The 24,946-nt window shown below is 66.7% G+C and carries 22 protein-coding genes; 6 read left to right on the top strand and 16 right to left on the bottom strand.

The window, feature by feature from the left end; translation table 11 throughout:
• The coding region (locus tag ACIP0B_RS16515; RefSeq protein ID WP_400833740.1) for an AAA family ATPase at window positions 1–437 on the bottom strand (437 nt) is incomplete at its 3' end.
• Between the two features lie 158 nt (window positions 438–595).
• Here ACIP0B_RS16515 and ACIP0B_RS16520 point away from each other — a divergent pair.
• Genes ACIP0B_RS16520 through ACIP0B_RS16530 form a run of 3 tightly spaced genes read left to right on the top strand, consistent with a single transcriptional unit; the run spans window position 596 to window position 5,810 of the window.
• Entirely contained in the window at window positions 596–1,699 is a 1,104-nt protein-coding gene (locus ACIP0B_RS16520) for an efflux RND transporter periplasmic adaptor subunit (protein ID WP_400833742.1), read from the top strand.
• On the top strand, window positions 1,696–2,760 hold the full coding sequence (locus ACIP0B_RS16525; protein WP_400833745.1) for an efflux RND transporter periplasmic adaptor subunit: 1,065 nt from the start codon (window positions 1,696–1,698) through the stop codon (window positions 2,758–2,760). Before ACIP0B_RS16520 ends, ACIP0B_RS16525 begins: the two co-directional genes overlap by 4 nt.
• Window positions 2,757–5,810, top strand: coding sequence for an efflux RND transporter permease subunit (locus tag ACIP0B_RS16530; RefSeq protein WP_400833747.1), 3,054 nt, complete (start codon window positions 2,757–2,759; stop codon window positions 5,808–5,810). Before ACIP0B_RS16525 ends, ACIP0B_RS16530 begins: the two co-directional genes overlap by 4 nt.
• A gap of 102 nt (window positions 5,811–5,912) precedes the next feature.
• On the opposite strand, the gene ACIP0B_RS16535 is transcribed toward ACIP0B_RS16530, so the two are convergent.
• The 12 genes from ACIP0B_RS16535 to ACIP0B_RS16590 all read right to left on the bottom strand — a co-directional run bounded on the left by ACIP0B_RS16535 (window position 5,913) and on the right by ACIP0B_RS16590 (window position 18,137).
• Window positions 5,913–6,542, bottom strand: a complete 630-nt coding sequence (locus ACIP0B_RS16535; RefSeq protein ID WP_400833749.1) for a class I SAM-dependent methyltransferase — start codon at window positions 6,540–6,542, stop codon at window positions 5,913–5,915.
• Between the two features lie 186 nt (window positions 6,543–6,728).
• Window positions 6,729–7,373, bottom strand: coding sequence for a methionine ABC transporter permease (locus ACIP0B_RS16540; protein WP_085639460.1), 645 nt, complete (start codon window positions 7,371–7,373; stop codon window positions 6,729–6,731).
• The gene (locus ACIP0B_RS16545) at window positions 7,363–8,499 is read right to left on the bottom strand and encodes a methionine ABC transporter ATP-binding protein (RefSeq protein ID WP_400833752.1); all 1,137 of its coding nucleotides are present in this window, start codon (window positions 8,497–8,499) and stop codon (window positions 7,363–7,365) included. The genes ACIP0B_RS16540 and ACIP0B_RS16545 overlap by 11 nt, the downstream gene beginning before the upstream one ends.
• A 1-nt stretch (window position 8,500) precedes the next feature.
• Window positions 8,501–9,310 (bottom strand): MetQ/NlpA family ABC transporter substrate-binding protein, encoded by an 810-nt coding sequence (locus ACIP0B_RS16550; RefSeq protein ID WP_400833755.1) that lies wholly within the window; start codon window positions 9,308–9,310, stop codon window positions 8,501–8,503.
• Window positions 9,311–9,461: 151 nt separating this feature from the next.
• Window positions 9,462–10,820, bottom strand: a complete 1,359-nt coding sequence (locus ACIP0B_RS16555) for an LLM class flavin-dependent oxidoreductase (protein WP_400833758.1) — start codon at window positions 10,818–10,820, stop codon at window positions 9,462–9,464.
• Window positions 10,820–12,013, bottom strand: coding sequence for an SfnB family sulfur acquisition oxidoreductase (locus ACIP0B_RS16560; protein WP_400833760.1), 1,194 nt, complete (start codon window positions 12,011–12,013; stop codon window positions 10,820–10,822). The genes ACIP0B_RS16555 and ACIP0B_RS16560 overlap by 1 nt, the downstream gene beginning before the upstream one ends.
• A gap of 38 nt (window positions 12,014–12,051) precedes the next feature.
• Window positions 12,052–13,293: an SfnB family sulfur acquisition oxidoreductase gene (locus tag ACIP0B_RS16565; protein WP_400833763.1), complete on the bottom strand. Its 1,242-nt coding sequence runs from the start codon at window positions 13,291–13,293 to the stop codon at window positions 12,052–12,054.
• A 172-nt stretch (window positions 13,294–13,465) separates the two neighbouring features.
• Window positions 13,466–14,221 (bottom strand): hypothetical protein, encoded by a 756-nt coding sequence (locus ACIP0B_RS16570; RefSeq protein ID WP_400833765.1) that lies wholly within the window; start codon window positions 14,219–14,221, stop codon window positions 13,466–13,468.
• A gap of 463 nt (window positions 14,222–14,684) precedes the next feature.
• Complete coding sequence (gene tcyN / locus ACIP0B_RS16575; RefSeq protein ID WP_400833768.1) at window positions 14,685–15,434, bottom strand: L-cystine ABC transporter ATP-binding protein TcyN; 750 nt, start codon at window positions 15,432–15,434, stop codon at window positions 14,685–14,687.
• 5 nt (window positions 15,435–15,439) lie between these two features.
• Window positions 15,440–16,105 (bottom strand): cystine ABC transporter permease, encoded by a 666-nt coding sequence (gene tcyL / locus ACIP0B_RS16580; RefSeq protein WP_085582000.1) that lies wholly within the window; start codon window positions 16,103–16,105, stop codon window positions 15,440–15,442.
• Entirely contained in the window at window positions 16,105–16,905 is an 801-nt protein-coding gene (gene tcyJ / locus ACIP0B_RS16585) for a cystine ABC transporter substrate-binding protein (RefSeq protein ID WP_400833771.1), read from the bottom strand. The genes tcyL and tcyJ overlap by 1 nt, the downstream gene beginning before the upstream one ends.
• A gap of 239 nt (window positions 16,906–17,144) precedes the next feature.
• Window positions 17,145–18,137: a D-cysteine desulfhydrase gene (locus tag ACIP0B_RS16590; RefSeq protein ID WP_400833773.1), complete on the bottom strand. Its 993-nt coding sequence runs from the start codon at window positions 18,135–18,137 to the stop codon at window positions 17,145–17,147.
• Window positions 18,138–18,327: 190 nt separating this feature from the next.
• Here ACIP0B_RS16590 and epsC point away from each other — a divergent pair, with 190 nt between their 5' ends.
• Both epsC and betT read left to right on the top strand, forming a co-directional pair.
• Window positions 18,328–19,254, top strand: a complete 927-nt coding sequence (gene epsC / locus ACIP0B_RS16595) for a serine O-acetyltransferase EpsC (RefSeq protein WP_217894121.1) — start codon at window positions 18,328–18,330, stop codon at window positions 19,252–19,254.
• Window positions 19,255–19,605: 351 nt separating this feature from the next.
• Complete coding sequence (gene betT / locus ACIP0B_RS16600) at window positions 19,606–21,567, top strand: choline transporter BetT (RefSeq protein WP_400833816.1); 1,962 nt, start codon at window positions 19,606–19,608, stop codon at window positions 21,565–21,567.
• A 23-nt stretch (window positions 21,568–21,590) separates the two neighbouring features.
• Here betT and ACIP0B_RS16605 read toward each other — a convergent pair whose 3' ends face one another.
• Both ACIP0B_RS16605 and ACIP0B_RS16610 read right to left on the bottom strand, forming a co-directional pair.
• Window positions 21,591–21,851, bottom strand: a complete 261-nt coding sequence (locus ACIP0B_RS16605) for a hypothetical protein (protein ID WP_085581990.1) — start codon at window positions 21,849–21,851, stop codon at window positions 21,591–21,593.
• Window positions 21,852–21,986: 135 nt separating this feature from the next.
• Complete coding sequence (locus ACIP0B_RS16610; protein WP_400833776.1) at window positions 21,987–22,727, bottom strand: SDR family oxidoreductase; 741 nt, start codon at window positions 22,725–22,727, stop codon at window positions 21,987–21,989.
• A 123-nt stretch (window positions 22,728–22,850) separates the two neighbouring features.
• Between ACIP0B_RS16610 and ACIP0B_RS16615 the strand changes: the two genes are divergently transcribed.
• Window positions 22,851–23,744: a LysR substrate-binding domain-containing protein gene (locus ACIP0B_RS16615; protein ID WP_400833778.1), complete on the top strand. Its 894-nt coding sequence runs from the start codon at window positions 22,851–22,853 to the stop codon at window positions 23,742–23,744.
• Between the two features lie 163 nt (window positions 23,745–23,907).
• Here the strand turns inward: ACIP0B_RS16615 and ACIP0B_RS16620 are convergent, their stop codons facing one another.
• Window positions 23,908–24,945: a LacI family DNA-binding transcriptional regulator gene (locus ACIP0B_RS16620; protein WP_400833781.1), complete on the bottom strand. Its 1,038-nt coding sequence runs from the start codon at window positions 24,943–24,945 to the stop codon at window positions 23,908–23,910.
• Window position 24,946: the final 1 nt, after the last annotated feature.

A 24,946-nucleotide genomic window follows, 5' to 3' on the forward strand; every position in this document is an offset into this window, starting at 1 on the left:
CGGTCCACCAGCAGGCTGGCCGGGCGATGGAAGGGCCCGGCCCAGATGCACTCCCGTTTGATTTCCGGATCCAGGGCAAAGTACGAGCGGGACGGCTCGGGCAGGCCCAGCGCGATCGAATAACCGAAGTCCTCCCCGGCGAACCCCAGGCGCAGGCGTTTGACGCCCTGGCGCACCGTGGGCTCGATGGCCACCTCGCCGTTGCGCATGCGTCGGCTGAGGGTTTGCGGCCCGGCCCAGAAGGTCGAGTCCAGTCCGCCCTCGCGGGCCAGCGCGTTGACCACGCCACCCTGCGCGGTCTCCGCCAGCAGGCGCAGGGCCCGGTAGAGGTTGGACTTGCCGCTGCCGTTGGGGCCGGTGATGAGGTTCAGGCGGCCCAGCGGGATCACCAGTTTGTTGATTGAGCGGTAATTGGCCACCGCCAGGGTCTTGAGCATGGGCGTTTCCTTCTGCCGGGGCCGGCCAGTTTGCCTGAATGCCGTGTCGCCGTGTGCCTGCGCACGCTTCGTGCGGTAAAGCCGTGCAATGGTCAAAGGCTGTTCTAAGCTCTCAGTCGTATCGTCTCTGTCACGTCAGAAAAAGCCAAGGAGTCTGCATGGCGGGTCCCGGATATAAAGTGGCATTGGCCCTGAGCGCCGTCGCTTTGCTGAGCGCCTGCGGCGAGAAGAAAGCGTCCGAGGAGTACCTGCCCAGGGTGCTGGTGCTCGACGTGAAGTCCGCCGACTACGCTGCCGCCGTGACCCTCACCGGCGATGTGCAGGCGCGGGTGCAGACCCAACTGTCGTTCCGCGTCGGCGGCAAGATCATCCAGCGGCTGGTCGAGGTCGGCGACCGGGTCAGCGCCAAGCAGGTGCTGGCCCGCCTCGACCCCAAGGACCTGCAGACCAACGTCGACTCCGCCCAGGCCCAGGTGCTGGCCGAACAGGCGCGGGTGAAGCAGAGCGCGGCGGCCTTCGTGCGCCAGCAGAAACTGCTGCCCAAGGGCTACACCAGCCAGAGCGAATACGATTCGGCCCAGGCCGCCCTGCGCAGCAGCCAGAGCGCCTTGAGCGCCGCCCAGGCGCAGCTGGCCAACGCCAAGGACCAACTGAGCTACACCGCCCTGGTGGCCGATGCGCCGGGGGTCATCACCGAGCGCCAGGCCGAGGTCGGCCAGGTGGTGCAGGCGACGATGCCGATCTTCAGCCTGGCCCGTGACGGCGACCGCGATGCGGTGTTCAACGTCTACGAATCGCTGCTGGCCGAGCGGCCGTCGGACCGCTCGATCGTGGTGAGCCTGCTCGACGACCCGGCGGTCAAGACCACCGGCACCGTGCGCGAGATCACCCCGTCGGTGTCGGCGCAGTCCGGCACGGTGCAGGTCAAGATCGCCCTCGACGGCCTGCCGCCGGGCATGCAATTGGGCTCGGTGGTCAGCGCCACGGCCAAGGGCACCGGCAAGTCGGCGGTGGAGCTGCCGTGGTCGGCGCTGACCAAGAACGTCAGCGAACCCGCCGTGTGGCTGGTGGACGACAAGGGCGAGGCGCAATTGCACACGGTGACCGTGGGCCGCTACCTGACGGGCAAGGTCGTCGTCAGCGAAGGCCTCAAGGGCGGGGAGAAGGTCATCATCGCCGGCGGCCAGCTGCTGCACCCGGGCATGAAGGTCGAGATCGCCGACTACACCTACAAGGATCTGAAAATGGAAGCGCAGCCATGAAGCGCCTGGGACTGCTGTCCATCGGGTTACTGCTCGCCGCGTGTTCCAAGAGCGAAGCGCCGCCGGAGCCGGTGCGTCCGGTGCTGTCGGTCAAGGTGCGGGCGCTCAGCGAAGAGAGCCTGGGGCGGTTCGCCGGCAGCATCCAGGCGCGCTACGAGAGCAACACCGGCTTTCGCGTGGCGGGGCGCATCGCCAGCCGCAACGTCGATGTGGGCGCCGAGGTCGGCAAGGGCACGCTGCTGGCCACCCTCGACCCGTCCGATCAGCAGAACCAGCTGCGTTCGGCCCAGGGCGACCTGGCCAAGATCGAGGCGCAACTGATCAACGCCCAGGCCAACGCCCGTCGCCAGCAGGCGCTGTTCGACCGCGGGGTCGGCGCCCAGGCGCAGCTGGACATCGCCCAGACCGACCTGAAGACCACCCAGGCTTCGCTGGACCAGGCCCGGGCGGCGGTCAGCCAGAGCAAGGACCAGCTGGGCTACACCGAACTGCGGTCGGACCACAAGGCCGTGGTCACCGGCTGGAGCGCCGAGGCCGGCCAGGTGGTGACCGCCGGCCAGCAAGTGGTGACCCTGGCGCAGCCGGACATCAAGGAAGCGGTCATCGACCTGCCGGACACCCTGGTCGATCAGTTGCCCAAGGACGTGGTGTTCCAGGTGGCGGCCCAGCTCGACCCCGGCATCAACACCACGGCGGTGATCCGCGAGATCGAACCCCAGGCCCAGAGCGCCACCCGTACCCGCCGCGCGCGCCTGACCCTGGCCGAGACGCCGGCGGGCTTTCGCCTCGGCACGGCGATCAGCGTGACCTTGAAGAGCGCGATCAAGCCGCGCATCGAACTGCCGGCGGCGGCCTTGCAGGAGGTCGACGGCAAGCCGCGCATCTGGGTGATCAACCCCCAGGACAAGACCGTGGCGCCCCGCGACGTCAGCCTGCTCAGCCGCACCGACAGCACCGTGGTGCTGGACGGCGGGGTGCGTAACGGCGAGCGGGTCATCAGCGCCGGGGTCAACAGCCTCAAGCCCGGACAAACCGTGAAATTTGACGAGGACAGTCAATGAAAGGGTCTTTCAACCTCTCCGAATGGGCCCTCAAGCATCAGTCGTTCGTCTGGTACCTGATGTTCGTCGGGTTGCTGATGGGGGTGTTCTCGTACTTCAACCTGGGACGCGAGGAAGACCCGTCCTTCACCATCAAGACCATGGTGATCCAGACCCGGTGGCCCGGAGCGACCCAGGAGGAGACGCTCAAGCAGGTCACCGACCGCATCGAGAAGAAGCTCGAAGAGCTCGACTCCCTCGACTACGTGAAGAGCTACACCCGCCCCGGCGAATCCACGGTGTACGTGTACCTGCGCGACACCACCCAGGCCAAGGACATCCCGGAAATCTGGTACCAGGTGCGCAAGAAGATCGGCGACATCCGTGGCCAGTTTCCCCAGGGGATCCAGGGGCCGGGGTTCAACGATGAGTTCGGCGACGTGTACGGCTCGGTGTACGCCTTCACCGCCGACGGCCTGACGATGCGCCAGCTGCGCGACTACGTGGAGCAGGCGCGGGCCGAGATCCGCGGCGTGCCGGGGCTGGGCAAGATCGAGATGATCGGCCAGCAGGACGAAGTGCTGTACCTGAACTTCTCCACCCGCAAACTGGCGGCGCTGGGCATCGACCAGCGTCAGGTCGTGCAGAGCCTGCAGCAGCAGAACGCCGTGACGCCGGCCGGGGTCATCGAGGCCGGGCCCGAGCGGATCTCGGTGCGCACCTCGGGGCAGTTCGCCTCGGAAAAGGATCTGGCCGAGGTCAACCTCAAGCTCAACGACCGCTTCTACCGGCTGGCGGACATCGCCGACATCACCCGCGGCTACGTCGACCCGGCCACCCCGGAGTTCCGCTTCAACGGCACGCCGGCCATCGGCCTGGCCATCGCGATGCAGAAGGGCGGCAACGTCCAGGCGTTCGGCAAGGCCCTGCACGAGCGCATCAACGAAATCATCGCCGACCTGCCGGTGGGCGTCGGCGTGCACAACGTGTCCGACCAGGCGGTGGTGGTGGAGGAGGCCGTCGGCGGGTTCACCAGCGCGCTGTTCGAAGCCGTGGTGATCGTGCTGGTGGTCAGCTTCGTCAGCCTCGGGATGCGCGCCGGGCTGGTGGTGGCGTGCTCGATCCCCTTGGTGCTGGCGATGGTGTTCGTCTACATGGAGTACAGCGGCATCACCATGCAGCGGATCTCCCTCGGCGCGCTGATCATCGCCCTGGGCCTGCTGGTGGACGACGCGATGATCACGGTGGAGATGATGGTCACGCGCCTGGAGATGGGCGAGACCAAGGAGCAGGCGGCGACGTTCGCCTACACCTCCACGGCGTTCCCGATGCTCACCGGCACGCTGGTGACCGTGGCGGGCTTCGTGCCCATCGGCCTCAACGCCAGTTCCGCCGGCGAATACACCTACACCCTGTTTGCGGTGATCGCCGTGGCGATGCTGGTGTCGTGGGTGGTGGCGGTGCTGTTCGCGCCGGTGATCGGCGTGCACATCCTGAGCGCCAACGTGAAGCCCCATGAGGCGGAGCCAGGCCGCATCGGGCGCGCGTTCAACCATGGCCTGCTGTGGTGCATGCGCAACCGCTGGTGGGCCATCGCCATCACCGTGCTGTGCTTCGTCCTGTCGGTGGTCGGCATGCGCTTCGTGCAGAACCAGTTCTTCCCGTCCTCGGACCGCCCGGAAATCCTGGTGGACCTGAACCTGCCGCAGAACGCCTCCATCGACGAGACCCGCAAGGCGGTGGACAAGCTTGAGGCCACGCTCAAGGGCGACCCGGACATCGTGCGCTGGAGCACCTACATCGGCCAGGGCGCGATCCGGTTCTACCTGCCGTTGGACCAGCAGCTGCAGAACCCCTACTACGCCCAACTGGTGATCGTCAGCAAGGACTTCGAGTCCCGCGAGGCGCTGAGCCAGCGGATCCGCGACCGCCTGCGCAAGGACTTCGTCGGCATCGGCGGCTACGTGCAGGCCCTGGAGATGGGCCCGCCGGTGGGCCGGCCGATCCAGTACCGGGTCAGCGGCAAGGACATCGACCAGGTGCGCAAGCACGCCATCGACCTGGCCACCGAACTGGACAAGAACGAGCACATCGGCGAGATCATCTACGACTGGAACGAGCCGGGCAAAGTCCTGCGCATCGACATCGCCCAGGACAAGGCGCGTCAGCTCGGGCTGTCGTCCGAAGACGTGGCGAGCCTGATGAACAGCATCGTCAGCGGTTCGACGCTGACCCAGGTCGACGACGACATCTACCTGATCAACGTGGTCGGCCGGGCGGTGGACTCCGAGCGCGGCACGCCGGAAACCCTGCAGAACCTGCAGATCGTCACGCCCAACGGCACCTCGATCCCGCTGCTGGCGTTCGCCACCGTGCGCTACGAACTGGAGCAGCCGCTGGTGTGGCGCCGCGACCGCTTGCCGACCATCACCATCAAGGCGGCGCTGCGCGGCGACATCCAGCCCACGGACCTGGTGAAGGTGCTCAAGCCGTCCATCGACGCGTTCGCCGCCAAGCTGCCGCCGGGCTACCGGGTCGCCACCGGCGGTACGGTGGAGGAGAGCGGCAAGGCCCAGGGGCCGATCGCCAAGGTCATTCCGCTGATGCTGTTTCTGATGGCGACCTTCTTGATGATCCAGCTGCACAGCGTGCAGAAGCTGTTCCTGGTGGCCAGCGTCGCGCCGCTGGGGCTGATCGGCGTGGTGCTGGCGCTGGTGCCCACCGGCATCCCGATGGGCTTCGTGGCGATCCTGGGGATCCTGGCGCTGATCGGCATCATCATCCGCAACTCGGTGATCCTGGTGACCCAGATCGAGGAGTACGAGCAAAAGGGCTATACGCCGTGGGACGCGGTGGTGGAGGCCACCGAGCACCGGCGCCGGCCGATCCTGCTGACGGCGGCGGCCGCGAGCCTGGGCATGATCCCGATCGCCCGCGAGGTGTTCTGGGGGCCGATGGCCTACGCGATGATCGGCGGGATCATCGTGGCGACCTTGCTGACGTTGCTGTTCCTGCCGGCGCTGTATGTGGCCTGGTACAGGATCCGCGAGCCGAAGAAGGACGCGCAATAAAGCAAAAGGGCGGGCGCTGCGCGCCCGTCGCCGGCAGGCTGGCTCCCGCAGGGGGCGTCAGTGCCGTTCAACTGTGGGAGCCGGCCTGCCGGCGATGGCGTCCTACCCGATCTTGCGCCAGACGCTGGCCAGCCAGGGCTGTTGCTCCCGCGGCAGGCCCGCCGGCCGGTAGTAGTGCTCCAGCTCCGCGAACCCGGCGGCGGTCAGCAACCGGCGCCACGCTTCGAGGTCGTGGTACGAGCCGTAGCGCGGGCCGTTCCAGCCTTCGCGGTTGTCCCCGCGCGGGTTGGAGCTGAACAGCACGCCGCCCGGCTTGAGCGTGGCGTGCAGTTGCCCGAGCACGCGGGGCAGTTCCTGCAACGGCACATGGAACAGCACCGCGTTGGCGAAAATCCCGTCGAAGCGCCCGGCCGGCAGGTCGAGCTTGAGGAAGTCCTGCCGCCAGACTTCGCAGCCGCTGTCCTCCCGGGCCATCCGCGCAAACGCTTCCGAGCCGTCGAGGCCGATGGCGGTGTGGCCCAGGCGGGTGAAGGTCTGCAGGTCGCGGCCCGGGCCGCAGCCGAAGTCCAGAATGCTGAAGGGCGCCGGGCCCTGAATGTGGCGCAGCAGGGCGTCGATGTTCTGGCTGACGTCGTGGTCGCGGGTGCCTTCGCGAAAGTCTTCCGCCACCGAGTCGTAGTGGCCCAGGGTGGTGGAGGTGATCTGTTCCAGATCGGAGGGGGTCTGTTTCATGGTCGGCTGCGCAGGTCATTCGGATGCGACGACTATACGCCTGTGGCGAGGGAGCTTGCTCCCGCTGGGCTGCATGGCAGCCCCGACGGCCGGCCAACCGATACGCGGGGACATCGGCTGGCGATTGCTGCGCAATCGGGCGGGAGCAAGCTCCCTCGCCACAGAGAGGTGTCAGGCTTGCTTCGGTCAGCGCTTGTTCAAGCCCCGCGCCAAGCGGTCGCCGCCCAGCTGGATCACCGCCACCAGCGCCACCAGCAGCACGATCACCGTCAGCATGATCTGGCTGTCGAACCGCTGGTAGCCGTAGCGGTAGGCGATGTCGCCCAAGCCCCCGGCGCCGATGGCTCCGGCCATGGCCGAGGAGTTGATCATGGTCACCAGGGTGATGGTGAAGCCGCCGACGATCCCCGGCAGCGCCTCCGGCAGCAGCACGTGCCAGACGATGTGCCAGCGCCGGCAACCCATGGCCTGGGCCGCTTCGATCAGGCCGTGGTCGACCTCGCGCAGGCTCACCTCGGCGATCCGCGCGAAGAACGGCGTGGCGGCGATGGTCAGCGGCACGACCGCCGCCCACACGCCGTAGGTGGTGCCGACGATCAGCCGGGTGAACGGGATCAGCGCGACCATCAGGATCAGGAACGGGATCGAGCGGAACAGGTTGACGAACGCCCCCAGCGCCCGGTTCAGCGCCGGGGCCTGGTAGATGCCGCCCTTGTCGCTGGTGACCAGGATCACCGCCATCGGGATCCCCGCCACCAACGCGATCAGCGACGACACGCCGACCATCAGGAACGTGTCGATGAAGCCTTGCAGCAAACGGTCAAACCACATGGCCCAGCACCTCCACCCGTTGTGCCCATTGCCCGGCGCGGGCCTGCAACTGGGCGGCGTCCAGGGACGAACCGCTCACGGCCAGCAGCAGTTGCCCCAGCGCATGGCCCTGGATCCGCTCCACGCCGCCCTGCAGCAGCTTGACCCGCCCGCCGAGGGCGGCGAACAGCGCGGCCAGGTCCGGCTCGTCGGCGTCGCCGCCGGTGAACTGCAGACGCAACACCACAGCGGCCTCCGGTGACGGCGGCACGCCTTGCCCCAGGAGCTGCAAACGGCTTTGCAGCTCCTGGGGCAAGGCGTGCTGCAACGGTGCGAGCAGGGTCTGGCTGACCTCGTGCTGCGGGTCGCCGAACACTGCCCACACCGGCCCCTGTTCGACGATGCGCCCGTGCTCCAGCACCACGACGCGGTCGCAGATGTCGCGGATCACCGCCATTTCGTGGGTGATCAGGACGATGGTCAGGCCCAGGCGGGCGTTGATCTCGCGCAGCAGGCCGAGGATCGACTGGGTGGTTTCCGGGTCGAGCGCCGAGGTGGCCTCGTCGCACAGCAGGATGTCCGGGTCGTGCACCAGGGCCCGGGCGATGCCCACGCGCTGTTTCTGCCCGCCGGACAACTGCGCGGGATAAGCCGCGTGCTTGCCTTGCAGGCCCACCAGCTCCAGCAGTTCGCGCACCTTACTTTCGCGCTGTGCCTTCGGCACGCCGGCGACCTTGAGCGGCAGCTCGACGTTCTGCCACACGGTCTTGGCCGACATCAGGTTGAAGTGCTGGAAGATCATGCCGATCCGCCGGCGCAGGGCGACGAGGCGGTCCTCGTCGAACTCGCCGATGTCCACCTGATCGATCAGCACCCGTCCTGCGGTCGGCTGCTCCAGTCGGTTGATGGTGCGGATCAGCGACGACTTGCCGGCGCCGCTGCGGCCGATGATGCCGAACACCTCGCCGCGGCGGATCGACAGGTCGATGCCTTGCAGCGCCGCGACCGGGCCCTGGCGGCCTTCGTAGGTCTTGCCGACGCCGATGAAGCGCACATGGGCGCGGTTCAGCTCGGGGTGCAGTTCAGTGCGCTCGGCACTGGGTCGGGGCTCTGGAGTCTCCAGTCGCCGTTGGAGGGCGGCCGTCATGTCAGCTTTCCCAGCCGGCCTGGTACAGCTTGCCGTGGGCCTTGTCGAGCGCGGCGCGCACGGCGGGCGAGTGCTGGTAGATGTCGACGAACTTGATCAGGCGCGGGTCGGCCTTGCTCTTGGGCCGGATCACGAACTGGATCACGTATTCCTTGTGGTCGAGGCCGTCGAACAGCAGCGCGGAGCCGGCGTCGAAGGTCTTGGCCAGGCGGATGTAGGCCGGATAGCCCTGCACCAGGTCGGCGTCGTCATAGGCGCGCACCAGTTGCACGGCCTCGACCTGAAGGATCTTGATCTTTTTCGGGTTGGCGACGATGTCGTCCTCGGTGGCCTTGTAGCCGACGCCGGGCTTGAGCGTGATCAGGCCGGCCTTGGCCAGCAGCTGCAGGCCGCGCCCGCTGTTGATCGGGTCGTTGGCGATGGCGACGCTGGCGCCCTCGGGCAGCTCGGCGAAGCTCTTGTACTTCTTCGAGTAGAGGCCGACGTTGTTGATGATCCCCGGCGCGAACGGCACCAGGTCGAAGCCTGAGGCGGCCTTGGCGTTCTCCAGGAACGGGATGTGCTGGAAGTAGTTCACGTCGATGTCGCCGGCGGCGAGGCTGACGTTCGGTGCGATCCAGTCGGTGAACTCCACCAGCTCGACCTTCAGGCCTTGCTTGGAGGCCTCTTCGACGGCGGCTTCCAGGGGAATGGCGAAGGCGGCGGTGGTGCCGATCTTCAGCGGCGCATCGGCGGCGAACACCGCCGAGCTGAACAGGCCGAGGGCCAGGGCCAGTGCCTTGACCGGTTGGTGGAATAGGTTTTTTGTCATGGTGGGCATCCAGTCAAGGGTTATGGGTCATGCATGCTGCTGTGGCGAGGGAGCTTGCTCCCGCCGGGCTGCGCAGCAGCCCCGAATCTCTTTGGCTGCAGGGTTGCGGCGGCCGCGCAGCCGGACGGGAGCAAGCTCCCTCGCCACAGGTTCAACGGCGAAACGAGGATCCGGTGTGCTGCTGCGGCAATTGCGCCCCGGCGCGGAACAGCTTTTCCCGCAGGCTGCCGTCGTCGTAGGCGGTCTTGTACGACCCGCGCCGCTGCAGCTCCGGAATCACCAGATCGATGAAATCCACATAGCTTTCCGGGGTGACGATGCGGGTCAGGTTGAAGCCGTCCAGGCCGGTTTCGGCGATCCACGATTCCAGTTCGTCCGTCACCTGCTGCGGCGAGCCGACCACGGTGATGTAGCGCCCGCCGAGGGCGTGCTGCTCCAGCAACTTGCGCCGGGTCCAGTCGTTGTTCTGCAGGTTCTTGGTCGCGGACTGGATGGCGTTGCTCTTCACGTACTGGATCGGTTCGTCGAGGGCGTATTCGGAGAAGTCGATGCCGGTGGACGCCGAGAAATGCGCCACGCCGGCCTCGGCGCTGGCGTAGCTCAGGTACTCGGCGTGCTTGGCCCAGGCCGCCTCTTCGGTCTCGCCGACGATCACGTTCAGGCCCATGAACACCTTGATGTCCTCGGGGTTGCGCCCGGCCGCCACGGCGCTGGCGCGCACCTTGTCCACCTGGGCCTTGGTCGACGGCTTGTTCTGGCCGCTGATGAACACGCACTCGGCATGGCGCCCGGCGAACAGCAGGCCGCGGTCCGAGCTGCCGGCCTGGAACAGCACCGGCGTGCGCTGCGGCGACGGCTCGCACAGGTGATAGCCCTCGACCTGGTAGAACTCGCCCCGGTGCTCGACCTTGTGCACCTTGTCCGGGTGGGCGTAGATCCGCTGCTGCGGGTCGTTGACCACCGCGCCGTCTTCCCAGCTGCCTTCCCAGAGTTTGTAGAGGACTTCGAGGTACTCGTCGGCCTGGTCGTAGCGCCGGTCGTGCTCGGCCTGTTCGCGCAGGCCCATGGCCTTGGCGGCGCTGTCCAGGTAGCCGGTGACGATGTTCCAGCCCACCCGCCCGCGGCTCAGGTGGTCGAGGGTCGACAGGCGCCGGGCGAACAGGTACGGCGGCTCGTAGGTGAGGTTGGCGGTGAGGCCGAAGCCCAGGTGTTTGGTCACCGCGGCCATGGCCGAGACCAGCAGCAGCGGATCGTTGACCGGCAGTTGGATCGACTCCTTGAGCGTGACGTCCACCGACTGCTGATAGACGTCGTACACGCCGACGATGTCGGCGATGAACAGGCCGTCGAACAACCCTCGCTCCAGCAATTGCGCAAGCTCGGTCCAGTACTCGAGGGTGCTGTAGCGGGTCGAGGTGTCGCGCGGGTGCGTCCACAGGCCGTGGTTGATGTGGCCGATGCAGTTCATGTTGAACGCGTTGAGCAGAATCTTCTTTTTCCCGGCGGCCATCAGATCGTCCCCCGCAGCGGAGGCTTTTCGTCGTTGAGGTAATAGTTGCCCACCGCGTGGTACTTCCAGCGCACCGGGTCGTGCAGGGTGTGCACGCGGGCGTTGCGCCAGTGGCGGTCGAGGCCGTGTTCGCTCAGGGTGGCCTGGCTGCCGGCCAGCTCGAACAGGGTGCTGCCGGCGGCCAGGGAAATGTCGGTGCTGATCGCCCGGGCCTCGGCGACGGCGATCGACGCGGCGGCGACGGTGTCGGCGTTGCTGTCGGCCTGGGCGGCGTCGAGGACTTCACCCGCGCGCTCCAGCAGCGCTTCGGTGGCGTGCAGGCGGATGCTCAGGTGGCCGAAGCTCTTGAGGGTCAGCGGGTCTTCCGTGGCCTTGTCGATGCCCGAGTCGATCCACGGACGGGTCTTGCTGCGCACGAAGTGCAGCGCATCCTCGAAGGCGGCGCGGGCGATGCCGGTGTCGATGGCCGCATGGAGGATCTGCGCCAGCGGGCCGACCGTGGTCGGGCGTTCGAAGGCGGTCTGGAACGGCACCACGTCTTCGGCGGCGACGTACACGTCTTCGAACACCACCGAACCGCTGCCGGTGGTGCGCTGGCCGAAGCCGCTCCAGTCGTCGATCACCGTCAGGCCCTGGCTGTCGCGGTGGACGAACGCCAGTTGCTGCACGCCGCTTTCATCCACCACCAGGGTCGGGATGCGCTGGGCATAGATCGCGCCGGTGGCGTAGAACTTGCGGCCGTTGATGCGAAAGCCGTCGCCTTCGCGGGTCAGGCGGGTGACGCGGTCATGGGCGGTCTTGGTGCCCAGTTCCGCCAGCGCGTTGCCGAAGCGCCGGCCGGCCAGCGCCTCGGCGTACAGGCGTTGCTTCTGCGCAGGGCTGCCGTTCACCCGCAGCACTTCGAGGGCGTAGAAATGGTTCTGCGGAATCTGTCCGAGGGAGCCGTCGGCTTGGGCGATCAGGGCGATCACCTTGGCCAGGGTGACGTTGGAAACGCCGGCGCCGCCGTATTCCTTCGGCACGCTGATGCCCCACAGGCCGGAGCGGGAAAACACCTCCAGCTCCGCCAGCGGCAGGCGGCGTTCACGGTCGCGCAGGTGGCTGTCGCGCTTGAAGTCTTCGGCCAGGTCGCTGGCGACGATCAGGGCCTGTTCGTCGCTGGCGATGACCGCGACGGGATGGGAAAGGGTCATGTGCTTCTCCAGAGATCTGGTCAAAAGTGTGCTGGTCGTCAGATCCAGGAATGGCGGGCCGGCAGTTTGCCGTTGAGGCGATAGGCGCCGACCGCGTGGTATTTCCAGCGCACCGGGTCGTGCAGGGTGTGCACCCGGGCGTTGCGCCAGTGGCGGTCGAGGTTGAACTCGGCGAGGGTCGCGCGGCTGCCGGCCAGCTCGAACAGCTTTTCGCTGGCCAGCAGCGAAATCTCGGTGGTCAGCGCCTTGGCTTCGGCCACGGCGATCGAGGCGCGTGCGGCGGACTCGGCGGTGACCGGCGCGGCATGCACCTGATCCAGGACTTGCCCGGCCTTGCGCAGCAGCGCTTCGGCGGCGTGCAGTTCGATCTTCAGCTTGCCGATGTCGGCGATCACGTAGAGGTCATCGCTGGCGCGTTCGACCTTGGCCTCGATCCACGGGCGGGCGCGGGTCTTGACGAAGTCGATGGCGTCGTCGATGGCGCCGCGGGCGATGCCGGCGTCGATCGCGGCCTGGATCAGCTGCGACACCGCGCCCTGGGTGTTGGGCTTCTCGTTGATCTTCCAGTTGTCCACCACCAGGCCGGCTTCGACCCGCACGTTGTTCAAGAGGATCGTGCCGCTGGCGGTGGTGCGCTGGCCGAAGCCGGACCAGTCGTCGACGATGCGCAGGCCCGGCGTGCCGCGCCGGACGAAGGCCAGCACCTGCCGGCCGTCATCGTTGAGTGCCTTGACCGCGACCCAATGGGCGAACAGGGCGCCGGTGGAGTAGAACTTCTGGCCGTTGATGACGAAGTCGTCGCCGTCGGCGGTGATCCGCGCCTTCAGCTCCAGGGTGTCCTTGGTGCCGCGCTCGGGGCCTGCGTTGCCGATCCGCCAGCCTTCGAGCACGCTCTGGAACAGCTGGCGCTTCTGCGCCTCGGTGGCGCAGCCGAGCACCAGGTTGAGGATGCCGAACTGGTTTTGCGGGATCTGCCCCAACGCCGGGTCGGCCGCGGAAATGATCGCGAACACCTCGGCCAGGGTGACGAAGGACACTTGCGGCCCGCCGTATTCGCGGGGGATGGCGATGCTGCCCAAGCCGCTGCGGGTGAACTGTTCGATCTGGGTCCACGGCAGCTTGCGCTGGCGGTCGCGCCGGGCGGCGTCCACACGGGCGGCCTGGGCCAGTTCATGGGCGGCCTCGAGGGCCTGGGCGTCGTCGCGCAGGATGTGCGCGGGCAACAGCAACGGGGCGGTGTCCAGATCGGTCTGAACGTTTGCGTCTGCCAGACTGGACATCAGTGCCACTCCTTGGCTGCACGCAATGCCCTGGCGATCCGCACTGGGGTGATTGGGTTCCGGACCATGCTACCTACCTCACATCTCAAAAAAACGCCGCGAAATGCGGCGAACGAAAGAATGTCCGGTGGTCCGGTTCATATACCCTAAACGTGTATAAAAATTTTATGAACTAACTTTTAGCAATATGCATAGAAGGGGACATGGCCCGGTTGGTTAACAGGTTGCCGCAGCCGATCCGGAGCGTGCGGGGCGGGGCCCAGCGCGAGTTGTTGCCGACCCGGTCGAGAATGCAGTAGGTCACTTCCAGGCGCAGGTCCTCGCCGGCCTCGAGGATGACCGACGGCGGCACCCAGACCTGGATCGGGCGCCCGACATCGGCAGCGGCGAGCGGCGGCAGATCCATCCGGGCATCGCCCCAGCGCAGGGTGATGGCGTCACCCTCGGCCATGTTCAGGTAAGGCTTGACGGTCAGCGGCACGCCGCGCTTGACCTGGCCCGGGTTCACGCCCTGACGGAGGATGGTGTCGGGCAGCACGACTTGCGCCAGGTGCTGGTTTTCGTCGTTGCACAGCGGCGGAGGCTGTCCGCCGGGACAGTCCAGCTTCACCTCCACCGCCGCCGCGGCCGACAGCGCCGGGCCCTGGCCCACTTGCATGATCCGGTAATGGACATGGGTCGGGCCGTTGACGATGAAGCTCTCCGGCACCCGCAGCCTGACGGGCTCGCCGACTTCCTTGTCCGCGAGGGCACGGGAGGCGACGTAGCAGTCGTTCCAGAACAGCTCGACCAGGTCGCCGGCGTCCATGCCGGGGTACGGGGCGACCTCGACCAGCAAATGGGCGGCGGCGGCCAGGCCGATGCCGCCGTGGTGCGCCGACGTCAGGCTCGGCGCCGCCATTTCGGGGATGTGCGAAGTGAAGGGCATGGGGTTCTCTCCTTGAGACCTTGCAGCGAAGTCCGTTTCTGAAAGTGCGGGTGACTTGAATGCTCAGGTAATGAAACAGCGTGCGGCCGATAAGTTTTCGCATTGCCTTGGTGAAGTAACTGACCGCGGATGGAGACTAGATAAAAGTTCGCTGGAAGAGGTGTCAATAGAAGGGGTTGGCCAATTTAAAAATTACGGACTAATCAGAAAACTCCTACGCCAGCATCGCATTTTGCCTTGCTGATGGAGCGAATCTGGCCACAAGAATTAGCCATTTTGGCGGTTTCAATGCATGTCTGGCCGCATCCCTGCCGATAGGCGGGAAAGGGTTTCTGGCTCGGACAATTTGTTGCGGAACATACGCATGTACCGCATCGAAGTGATTTGTTTTGTTCTTCTGAAGACGGGGCAGGCGTGCAACTTCCATCCATGGAAGTTGGCGGTTGTTGCAAGGTCGGTGGGATCAGCCGTTGTTTCTGAACTTGCTGAGGAACTGCCGCGTGCGCTCTTCTTTCGGATCGGCGAACAGGGCCTTGGCCTCGCCTTGCTCGACGATCACGCCCTTGTCGAAGAACACCACACGGTTGGCCACGTCACGGGCGAAGGCCATTTCGTGGGTGACGATGACCATGGTGCGTTTTTCCTCGGCGAGGCCGCGGATGGTCGCCAGCACTTCGCCCACCAGTTCCGGGTCGAGGGCCGAGGTCGGCTCGTCGAACAGGATCACTTCCGGCTCCATCGCCAGCGCCCGGGCAATCGCCACGCGCTGTTGCTGGCCACCGGAAAGGCGCCGCGGATAGGCGTCTTCCTTGCCCGCCAGGCCGACCTTGGCCAGCAGTTTGCGGCCCAGGGCGACGGCCTCGGCGCGGGGCGTCTTCTTGACCACGGTCGGGCCTTCGATGACGTTCTCCAGGGCGGTGCGGTGGGGGAACAGGTTGAAGTTCTGGAACACGAAGCCCACGTGCTGGCGCAGGTTGCGCACCAGGCCTTGCTGCTGGTTCAGCGGGCGGCCGGTATCGATCTCGATGTCGCCGACCTTGATCCGGCCGCTGGTGGGTTGCTCAAGGAAGTTCAGGCAGCGCAGGAACGTGGTCTTGCCCGAGCCGCTGGGGCCGATGATCGCCACGACCTCGCCTTCCTTCACCTCCAGGTCGATGCCGTTGAGCACGGTCTGACCCTTGAACTGCTTTGTCAGTTTTTCCACGACAATCATGGGGATCAGGACTCCTGGTCGTGCCGGTTGACCCGCTCTTCCAGCTTGTTCTGCAGGTGCGACAGCACCGTGGCCAGAACCCAGTAGATCAGCGCGGCGGCAAGGTACATGGTGAACACTTCGAAGGTGCGGGCGGTGATCAGTTGCGCCTGGCGGAACAGCTCCGGCACCTGGATGGTGGCGGCCAGCGCGGTGTCCTTGACCAGCGAAATGAAGCTGTTGCCCAGCGGCGGCAACGCCGTGCGCATCGCCTGCGGCAGGATGGCCCGGCGCAGGGTCTGCGCGCGGGTCATGCCGATGCTGGCCGCCGCTTCCCACTGGCCGCGCTCGATCGAGCCGATGGCGGCGCGCAGGATCTCGCAGGCGTAGGCGGCCATGTTCAGCGAGAAGCCGATCAGGGCCGCCGGCAGCGGATCCAGTTCCACACCCAGTTGCGGCAAGCCGTAATAGATCACGAACAGCTGCACCAGCAACGGCGTGCCGCGAAAGAACGACACGTAGATGCGGGCCAGCCAGCTGACCGACTTGAAGCGCGACAGGCGCATCAGCGCCAGGCCGAAGCCCAGCAGCAGGCCGAAGAACATGCCGCCGAGGCTAAGGATGACCGTGTAGTACGCGCCCTTGAGCAGAAAGGGCGCGGAGTCCAGCGCGAGTTGGAAAGCTGCTTCCATTATTGGGTGACGTCAGCGTTGAAGTACTTTTCCGAGAGCTTCTTCAGCGTGCCGTCGGCGCGCAGGTCGTCGAGGGCCTTGTTCACCGCCGCCAGCAATTCCGGCTCGCCCTTGCGCAGCGCGATGCCCGATTCCTGACGGGAGAACGCCTGGCCTGCGGCCACGGTCTTCGGTGCCTTCTTGGCGTATTCCAGCGCAGCCAGACGGTCGATCAGGATGGCGTCGGTGCGGCCGTTGTTCAGGTCGGCGAACTTGGTCGGATCGTCGTCGTAGGTGCGCACGTCGGCGCCCGGCACGTTGGCCCGCACCCACTGCTCGTAGTTGGTGCCCAGGCCCACGCCGACCTTCTTGCCGGACAGGTCGGCGGCGGTCTTGATGTTGAGCGCCGCTTCCTTGTCCTTCAGCACCAGCGCCTGGATCCCGGACACGGTGTACGGCTCGGAGAAGTCGTATTTCTTCTTGCGCTCGTCGGAGATGGTCACCTGGTTGACCACGACGTCCAGACGCTTGGATTCCAGGGCCGCGAGGATGCCGTCCCACTTGGTCGGCTGGATCTTGGCCTTCACGCCCAGCTTCTGCGCCAGCGCTTCGGAGAGCTCGACCTCGAAGCCGGCCAGCTTGCCGTCGGGATCGACGAAGGAGAACGGTGGGTAGGTGCCTTCCAGGCCGACGTTGATGACGCCTTTGTCCTTGATCTGCTTCAGTTGCTCACCGGCGGCTGCGTGGCCGATCAGGCCGGCGCTCAGCGCCAGGCCCAGCGAACCCACCAGCAGGTTGCGACGTAGTGCGGAAAAATTCATGACATGCCCCTGTGTTTTCTTATGGAAGACGCTTAAGGAAAGTTGGCGAATCCGGGAATTGGACGACTGCGCTATCGTGCCCTAAAGCAGCTTATGCGTCTCCCGCGAAATTCGCCTGCGGGGAGACTATATGATTGCTCGCTTAGAATTGAAAATAATGGTTTTTATTTTTGTTATTTCCAATTTGAATATGTGCGCAGCCTCCTGCGGCGAGGGAGCCGGCCCCCTCGCCGCCGGACTTACAGGAAGTCCTTGTAGGCGAACAGCGCCGGCGCGCCGCCGGTGTGCAGGAAGATCACCGGACCGTCGTCGAAGCGCCCGCGGCCGATGCCGTCGAGCAGGCCGGCCATGGCCTTGCCGGTGTAGACCGGGTCGAGCAGCACGCCTTCCTGGCTGGCCAAGAGCTTCACCGCCGCCAGGGTGCCGGCGTTCGGTTCGCCGTAGCGCGGGCCGAAGTACTCGTCCCACAGGTGCACCTTGAAGCTGTCCGGCAATGCCACGCCCAGCAGGTCGGCGGTGCGTTCGGCCAGGCCCTGCACTTTCGGGCGTTGGTCCTCTTCGCTGCGCGAGACGGTCACGCCGATCACCGGCAGCGCCGGCAACGCTGCGTTCAGGGCCAGGGCCAGGCCGCTGTGGGTGCCGGCGCTGCCGGAGGCCAGCACCACGGCGGCGAAGCCCCGGCCGGTGTCCTTGATCTGCTCGGCCAGTTCCAGGCCGGCCCGTACGTAACCCAATGCGCCGAGGGCGTTGGAGCCGCCGATGGGCACCAGGTACGGCTTCTTGCCGTTGCTGCGCAGGCGCACCGCGAGGGACGCCAATTGTTCGTCGGCGTTGTCGAGGTTGTCGACCAGCTCGACCTTGGCGTCGAACAGATCCAGCAGCAGGCGGTTGCCGTTGCCGGTGTAGTTGCCGTCGTCGGTGCCCAGCGGATTTTCCAGCAGCGCCACGCAGCCCAGGCCCAGTCTGGCGGCGATCGCGGCGGTCTGGCGCACGTGGTTCGACTGCAGGGCGCCGGCGGTGATCAGGGTGTCGGCGCCCTGGGCGAGGGCGTCGGCGGCGAGGTATTCGAGCTTGCGCAGCTTGTTGCCGCCCATGGCCAGCGGGGTCAGGTCGTCGCGCTTGAAGTAGATGTCGCGGCCCAGCCAGGCGGAGAGGCGGTCGAGTTTTTCCAGGGGAGTAGGTTGGCCGAGCAGGTCGAGACGATGGAAGCGGTCCAGCTGTTGTTTGATCATGGGCCTGTACTGGCGGAGGAAGATCACAGGACTATAGGCATGGCGTTTTACCGGGGCAACCGCCAATCGCTTATAGCCAAACGTGCTTAGGCCAGCACTATCGGTTCTTAATTCGCGCTTGGGGCCATGCCGTAAAGTAGTCGCCGTTGAGGCGGCCCGACAGTCCGGCCGCCGGTGAGGAGTCTTTACCGTGAGCGAGCGTTCCAGCCATTGGCAACTGCAGACCATCGTCAGCCAACTGCGTACCGCGCGGGACCTGTGGCGTACCCGGAACGGCCGGGCCACCGGCGAACAGGGCGGGCGCGAACTGCCGTCCAGGGCGGCGATGGCGGAGATCCTCGAAGCCCTGTGCGGGGCGTTGTTCCCGATGCGCCTGGGGCCGGTGGACCTGCGTGAGGAAAGCGAAGACTTCTATGTCGGCCACACCCTCGACGTCGCCCTGAATGCCTTGCTCGTCCAGGCGCGGCTCGAGTTGCGCTACGTCGCCCGCCACAGCGCCCAGGCCGACACCGAGGTCGAGTCCCGCGCGATCCGGATCGTCCAGGACTTCGCCCTGGCCCTGCCGGGCCTGCGCAGCCTGCTCGACACCGACGTGCTGGCGGCCTACCACGGCGATCCGGCGGCGCGCAGCGTCGACGAGGTGCTGCTGTGCTACCCGGGCATCCTGGCGGTGATCCACCATCGCCTGGCCCATCACCTGTACCGCGCGGGCCTGCCGCTGCTGGCGCGGATCAGCTCGGAGATCGCCCACTCGGCCACCGGCATCGACATCCACCCCGGCGCGCAGATCGGCCCGAGCTTCTTCATCGACCACGGCACCGGCGTGGTGATCGGCGAAACCGCGATCATCGGCGAACGGGTGCGGATCTACCAGGCGGTGACCCTGGGCGCCAAGCGCTTCCCGGCGGACGAGGACGGCCAGTTGCAGAAGGGCCATCCGCGCCATCCGATCGTCGAGGACGACGTGGTGATCTACGCCGGGGCGACCATCCTGGGACGCATCACCATCGGCCAGGGCTCGACCATCGGCGGCAACGTGTGGCTGACCCGCAGCGTGCCGGCGGGCAGCAACCTGACCCAGGCCAACCTGCAGCACGACGACGGGACGCAGAAGTAAGCTTCAGGTTCCCTGTGGCGAGGGCGCTTGTCGAGTCGTCGCACCGTCCCGCCTAGGTGCGCGGCGCCCATGGCTTTTGGGGCCTGCTGCGCAGTCCAGCGGGAGCAAGCTCCCTCGCCACAAACCCTCCTTGAGCGGGCGCGCAAGAGCGACCGCTCGGCCTTGCGATTAGTCCTTAGCGTGCTATCCATGTTTAACTTGAACGTTCATTCAAGTTAAACCGGCAGTCCGCTGCCCGCTCACAACAGGAGGCTTGCCTTTGCTGAGTCCGATCATTTCAGCCACGTTCCACCCCTTCGAGGTGCACCGTCCATGAGTGCATCGTCCACCCCCGCCAGCGCCCCGGTGCGCATGAACCCGCCGGTGTTCTGGTTCGCCGCGACAGTCATCCTGCTGTTCGGCCTTGTCGTGATTTCCCTGCCGGAGGCGGCCGGCGCCTGGTTGCTGAAGGCCCAGGACTGGGCGGCCAACACGGTCGGCTGGTACTACATGCTGGCGATGACCCTGTATCTGGTCTTCGTGGTGGTCACCGCGCTGTCTGGCTACGGCAAGATCAAGCTCGGTGCCGACCACGACGAGCCCGAATTCAGTTACCTGTCCTGGGCCGGCATGCTGTTCGCCGCCGGGATCAGCATCACCCTGTTTTTCTTCTGCGTGTCGGAACCCCTGACCCACATGCTCCAGCCGCCCCAGGGCGAGGCCGGCACGGCGGACGCCGCGCGCCAGGCGATGCAGATCCTGTTCCTGCACTGGGGCCTGCACGGCTGGGGCGTGTTCGCGTTCGTCGGCATGGCGCTGGCGTACTTCGCCTACCGCCACAACCTGCCGCTGGCCCTGCGTTCGGCGCTGTATCCGCTGATCGGCAAACGCATCAACGGCCCCATCGGCTACGCGGTGGACGGCTTCGGCATCATCGCCACGGTGTTCGGCCTCGGCGCGGACATGGGCTTCGGCGTGCTGCACCTCAACTCCGGCCTGGACTACCTGTTCGGCATCGCCCACACCCAGTGGATCCAGGTCGGCCTGATCGTCCTGATGATGGGCGCGGCGATCACCGTCGCCGTGTCCGGGGTCGACAAGGGCGTGCGGGTGATGTCCGACATCAACATGCTGCTGGCCTGCGCGTTGCTGCTGTTCGTGCTGTTCGCCGGGCCCACCCAGCACCTGCTCAACACCCTGATCCAGAACCTGGGCGATTACCTCGGCGCGTTGCCGACCAAGAGCTTCGACCTCTACGCCTACGACAAGCCCAGCGACTGGCTCGGCGGCTGGACGGTGTTCTACTGGGCCTGGTGGATCGCCTGGTCGCCGTTCGTGGGCCTGTTCATCGCGCGGATTTCCCGTGGCCGCACCATCCGCGAATTCGTCTTCGGCGTACTGCTGATTCCGCTGGGCTTCACCCTGGCGTGGATGTCGATCTTCGGCAACAGCGCCATCGACCAGGTGCTCAGCCACGGCATGGACGCCCTCGGCCTGTCGGCCATCGAGGATCCGTCGATGACCCTCTACCTGCTGCTGGAGACTTACCCGTGGAGCAAGACCGTCATCGCGGTGACGGTGTTCATCAGCTTCGTGTTCTTCGTCACCTCCGCCGACTCCGGCACCGTGGTGCTCTCGACCCTGTCGGCCAGGGGCGGCAGCCCGGACGAAGACGGGCCGAAATGGCTGCGGGTGTTCTGGGGCGCGGTGACGGCGCTGATCACCAGTGCGCTGCTGTTCTCCGGCAGCATCGACGCGCTGAAGTCGGCGGTGGTGCTGACCTCGCTGCCGTTCTCGCTGATCCTGCTGCTGATGATGTGGGGGCTGCACAAGGCGTTCTATCTGGAGTCGCAGAAGCAGATCGCGCAATTGCATTCGCTGGCGCCGGTGTCCGGCTCGCGGCGCGGCAAGGGCGGCTGGCGGCAGCGCCTGAGCCAGGCGGTGCATTTCCCGTCGCGGGACGAGGTGTACCGGTTCATGGACAGCACCGTGAAGCCGGCCATCGAAGAAGTGACGGCGGTGTTCGCCGAGAAGGGGCTGCACGTGGTCACGCAGCCGGATCCGGCCCACGACAGCGTCAGCCTGGAGATCGGCCACGGCGAGCTGCATCCGTTCATCTACCAGGTGCAGATGCGCGGCTATTTCACGCCGTCGTTCGCCCGGGGCGGCATGGGCTCCAAGCAGCTCAACAACCGCCGCTACTACCGCGCCGAAGTGCACTTGAGCGAGGGCAGCCAGGACTATGACCTGGTCGGCTACACCAAGGAGCAGATCATCAACGACATCCTCGACCAGTACGAACGGCACATGCAGTTCCTGCACCTGGTGCGTTGAGCCCGGCGGGCGCCGGGGCGGCCTCAGGCCTCGGCGCTCAGCACCATGAACAGCACCATCGCCGCCACCGGCACGCCGAACACGGCGCTGCCGACCATCAGCTCGGTGCTCAGCGTCTGCTTGCCGTGCACCATGCCGACCGCGCCGTTGATCACCGTCAGCGCCAGCCACAGGGCGGCGAAGCCGTAGGCCAGGGTCTGGCGGGAAAAGCCGATGCGTTCGCCGATGTACAGCATCAGCGCCAGCAGGATCAGGCCGAAGGTGATGATGATGGTGGTGTGCATGGAGGGCTGCCTGTCGGTGTCGTTTCGCCTGGGCGGGGCCCATCGCCGGCAGGCCGGCTCCCACATCGGAACGCGTTCTTCTGCGGGAGCCGGCCTGCTGGCGATGGGGCCGCCGCGGGCCTGTTCAGAGCATAGTCAAACCAGCCCGCCGTTGGCCCGCAGGATCTGTCCGTTGACCCAGTCCGCCGCCGGGCTCGCCAGGAACGACACCACCCGGGCAATGTCCTCCGGCTGCCCCAGGCGCTCCAGCGGAGGCATCTTCGCGTAGGTCTGGATCTGCTCCTCGCTCTTGCCGTGCAGGAACAGCTCGGTGGCCACCGGCCCCGGCGCCACGGCGTTGACCGTGACGTTGCGCCCGCGCATTTCCTTGGCGAACACCTGGGTCAGCGATTCCACCGCCGCCTTGCTGGCGATGTACACCGCGTAGCCCGGCAGGTTGAGGCCGACGGTGCTGCTGGAGAAGTTGATGATCCGTCCGCCGTCGTTCAGCCGCGCCGCCGCCTCGCGCATTGTGTTGAAGGTGCCGCGGGCGTGGATGTTGAAGGTCTGCTCGAACAGCTCATCGCTGTGCTGCGCCAGCGGCAGCACTTTGAGGATGCCGGCGTTGTTCACCAGCACATCGACCTTGCCCAGGTGCGCTTCGGTCTCGTCGAACAGGCGCCGGACGTCGGCGGCGTCGGCCACGTCGCCCTGGATGGCCATGGCCCGGTGGCCGGCCTGGCGCAGCTCGACGACGAGCCGGGAGGCCTCGTCGGCGCTGTGGGCGTAATTGACGGCGACGGCGAAACCGTCCTCGGCCAACTGCTTGGCGATCACCGCGCCGATGCCGCGGGAGGCGCCGGTCACGAGGGCGACTTTCAAAGTGTGCTGGGTCATGGCTGTGTTCCTGTGTGCGGGGGAAGTGGGGGCCATTTCACCTGTTTGCCTGCGCTGGATAAATGCCGCAAAGTTGCCTTGACTGTTCAACATCCGCCAACAATCGAAGGCCGGGAGCCCGCCGTGGATCAAGTCAAAGCGATGAAGGCGTTCGTGCGGATCTACGAGCGCAGCAGCTTCACCCTGGCCGCCGCCGACCTGAACCTGCCCCGGGCCACCCTGACCCACACCCTCAACCAGTTCGAGGCCTGGCTCGGCACGCGCCTGCTGGAGCGCAGCACGCGCAAGGTGCGCCCGACCCTGGACGGCGAGGCCTACTACCAGCGTTGCGTGCAACTGCTCGCGGAACTGGAGGACGCCGAACTGGCGTTTCGCGGCGTGGCGCCGAAGGGGCGGCTGCGGGTCGACATGCAAGGCACGTTGGCCCGGCACTTCGTGATCCCGGCGTTGCCGCAGTTCATGGCGCGCTACCCGGACATCGAACTGTCGATCAGCGAGGCCGACCGCTTCGTCGACCTGATCGCCGAAGGCGTCGATTGCGTGCTGCGCGCCGGCACCCTCGGCGACTCGACGTTGATCGGCAAGCGCGTGGCCAGCCTGCGGCAGATCACCTGCGCCAGCCCCGCCTACCTGCGCAGGTTCGGCGAGCCCCGCAGCCTGGCCGAGCTGAAAGACCACCGCGCGGTGAACTATGTCTCGCGCAGCACCACCCGAGTGTTTCCCTTCGAGTTCATGGTCGACGGCGAACGCACGGAGGTCGCCATCGACGGGGCGGTCTCGGTGTCCGGCGCCGAGATCTACGCGGCCTCCGCCATCGCCGGCCTGGGCCTGATCCAGTGCCCGCACTACCGCATGCAGAGCCAGATCGACCAAGGCCTGATACGGGAAGTCCTGCCCGGCATGCCGCCGCCACCGATGCCGGTGTCGGTGCTGTACCCGCACAACCGGCACCTGTCGCCGCGGGTGCGGGTGTTCGTGGACTGGTTGAGCGAGGTCTTTGCGCAGGTTCCCCGTTAGGCCGTGGCCTTGAGGTGCCCCGGCGGGTCAGTCGAATCGGCGCTCCCGCCTTGTCTTGCAGCGGCCATCCATTCGGCATTCAACCCCAATCCCTGTGGGAGCCAGCCTGCTGGCGATGGCGTCATCCCAGCCGCCGCAGGGCAGGCTCAAGGCAGCCGCGCTGTCAGGTGCTTTCGCGCTCGATCACCGTGCAGCCCAGCAGGTTCAGGCGCTGCACGCTTTCGGCCGGCAGCACGCCCAGGCTCTCCAGCACCCGCGTCGCCGCCAGCACGCCGATCTCCAGCGCCGGCGGTTTTATGGTGCTCAGGCTCGGCAACAGCATGTCGGCGAAGGGGTAGTCGCCGAAGCCGAGCACGGCGCAGTCGGCGGGAATCTTCAGCCCGGCCCGCTGGCCGGCGAGCAGGCCGCCGGCGGCGAGGTTGTCGTTGGCGAAGATGATCGCGTCGGGGCGGGGCGAGGCGTTCATCAGCGCGTCCATCGCCTGCTTGCCGGCCTCGAACGGCGTGCGTTCGGCGTCCGGCGCGAACACCCAGGGCTCCAGCCCGGCCTCGCGCACGGTCGCGGCATAGCCGTCGCGCCGTTCCAGGGCGCTGAAGTCGCCCGGCGCGCTGTTCTGCACGAACGCGATGCGCCGGTAGCCCTTGCCGAGCAGGTGGTTCGCCGCGCTGACGCCGACTTCGAAGTGCGAGAAGCCGATCTGCATCGGTGCACGCTCCGGTTGGTAGTCCCAGGTCTCGATCAGGGGAATGTCCGCCTCGGCGAGCATCTTTTCCGTGCCGGCGGTGTGGAAATGGCTGGTCAGCACCAGCGCCGCCGGCGACCAGCCGAGAAAGGCGCGCACCGCGTTCTCTTCCTGTTCGGCGCTGAAATAGCTCGATGCCAGCAGCAACTGATAGCCGTGGCGGCTGAGGGTGTCGCTGAAGCCCTGGAGGGTGTCGGCGAAGATCGGCCCGGAGATGTTCGGGATCACCATGCCGACGATCTTGCCCCGCGCCGAGGCCAGCCCGCCGGCCACCAGGTTCGGCACATAGCCCAGTTCCGCGACCGCGGCGGCGATGCGTTCGCGGCGCTCGGGCGAAACCTGCTCCGGCTGGTTGAAGTAGCGCGACACGGTGATCGCCGACACCCCGGCCCGGCGCGCCACGGCGTTCAGCGTCACACGGCCGGCGCCACGGCGCTTGCGGGTTTTCTCTTGGCTCACG

Source organism: Pseudomonas sp. NPDC089534 (assembly GCF_044749305.1).
Classification (GTDB): domain Bacteria; phylum Pseudomonadota; class Gammaproteobacteria; order Pseudomonadales; family Pseudomonadaceae; genus Aquipseudomonas; species Aquipseudomonas ekonensis.

Coding starts and splice junctions, on each gene's coding strand:
- ACIP0B_RS16520 (WP_400833742.1), top strand. CDS start 596: ATGGCGGGTCCCGGATATAAAGTGGCATTGGCCCTGAGCGCCGTCGCT.
- ACIP0B_RS16525 (WP_400833745.1), top strand. CDS start 1,696: ATGAAGCGCCTGGGACTGCTGTCCATCGGGTTACTGCTCGCCGCGTGT.
- ACIP0B_RS16530 (WP_400833747.1), top strand. CDS start 2,757: ATGAAAGGGTCTTTCAACCTCTCCGAATGGGCCCTCAAGCATCAGTCG.
- ACIP0B_RS16535 (WP_400833749.1), bottom strand. CDS start 6,542: ATGAAACAGACCCCCTCCGATCTGGAACAGATCACCTCCACCACCCTG.
- ACIP0B_RS16540 (WP_085639460.1), bottom strand. CDS start 7,373: ATGTGGTTTGACCGTTTGCTGCAAGGCTTCATCGACACGTTCCTGATG.
- ACIP0B_RS16545 (WP_400833752.1), bottom strand. CDS start 8,499: ATGACGGCCGCCCTCCAACGGCGACTGGAGACTCCAGAGCCCCGACCC.
- ACIP0B_RS16550 (WP_400833755.1), bottom strand. CDS start 9,310: ATGACAAAAAACCTATTCCACCAACCGGTCAAGGCACTGGCCCTGGCC.
- ACIP0B_RS16555 (WP_400833758.1), bottom strand. CDS start 10,820: ATGGCCGCCGGGAAAAAGAAGATTCTGCTCAACGCGTTCAACATGAAC.
- ACIP0B_RS16560 (WP_400833760.1), bottom strand. CDS start 12,013: ATGACCCTTTCCCATCCCGTCGCGGTCATCGCCAGCGACGAACAGGCC.
- ACIP0B_RS16565 (WP_400833763.1), bottom strand. CDS start 13,293: ATGTCCAGTCTGGCAGACGCAAACGTTCAGACCGATCTGGACACCGCC.
- ACIP0B_RS16570 (WP_400833765.1), bottom strand. CDS start 14,221: ATGCCCTTCACTTCGCACATCCCCGAAATGGCGGCGCCGAGCCTGACG.
- tcyN (WP_400833768.1), bottom strand. CDS start 15,434: ATGATTGTCGTGGAAAAACTGACAAAGCAGTTCAAGGGTCAGACCGTG.
- tcyL (WP_085582000.1), bottom strand. CDS start 16,105: ATGGAAGCAGCTTTCCAACTCGCGCTGGACTCCGCGCCCTTTCTGCTC.
- tcyJ (WP_400833771.1), bottom strand. CDS start 16,905: ATGAATTTTTCCGCACTACGTCGCAACCTGCTGGTGGGTTCGCTGGGC.
- ACIP0B_RS16590 (WP_400833773.1), bottom strand. CDS start 18,137: ATGATCAAACAACAGCTGGACCGCTTCCATCGTCTCGACCTGCTCGGC.
- betT (WP_400833816.1), top strand. CDS start 19,606: ATGAACCCGCCGGTGTTCTGGTTCGCCGCGACAGTCATCCTGCTGTTC.
- ACIP0B_RS16605 (WP_085581990.1), bottom strand. CDS start 21,851: ATGCACACCACCATCATCATCACCTTCGGCCTGATCCTGCTGGCGCTG.
- ACIP0B_RS16610 (WP_400833776.1), bottom strand. CDS start 22,727: ATGACCCAGCACACTTTGAAAGTCGCCCTCGTGACCGGCGCCTCCCGC.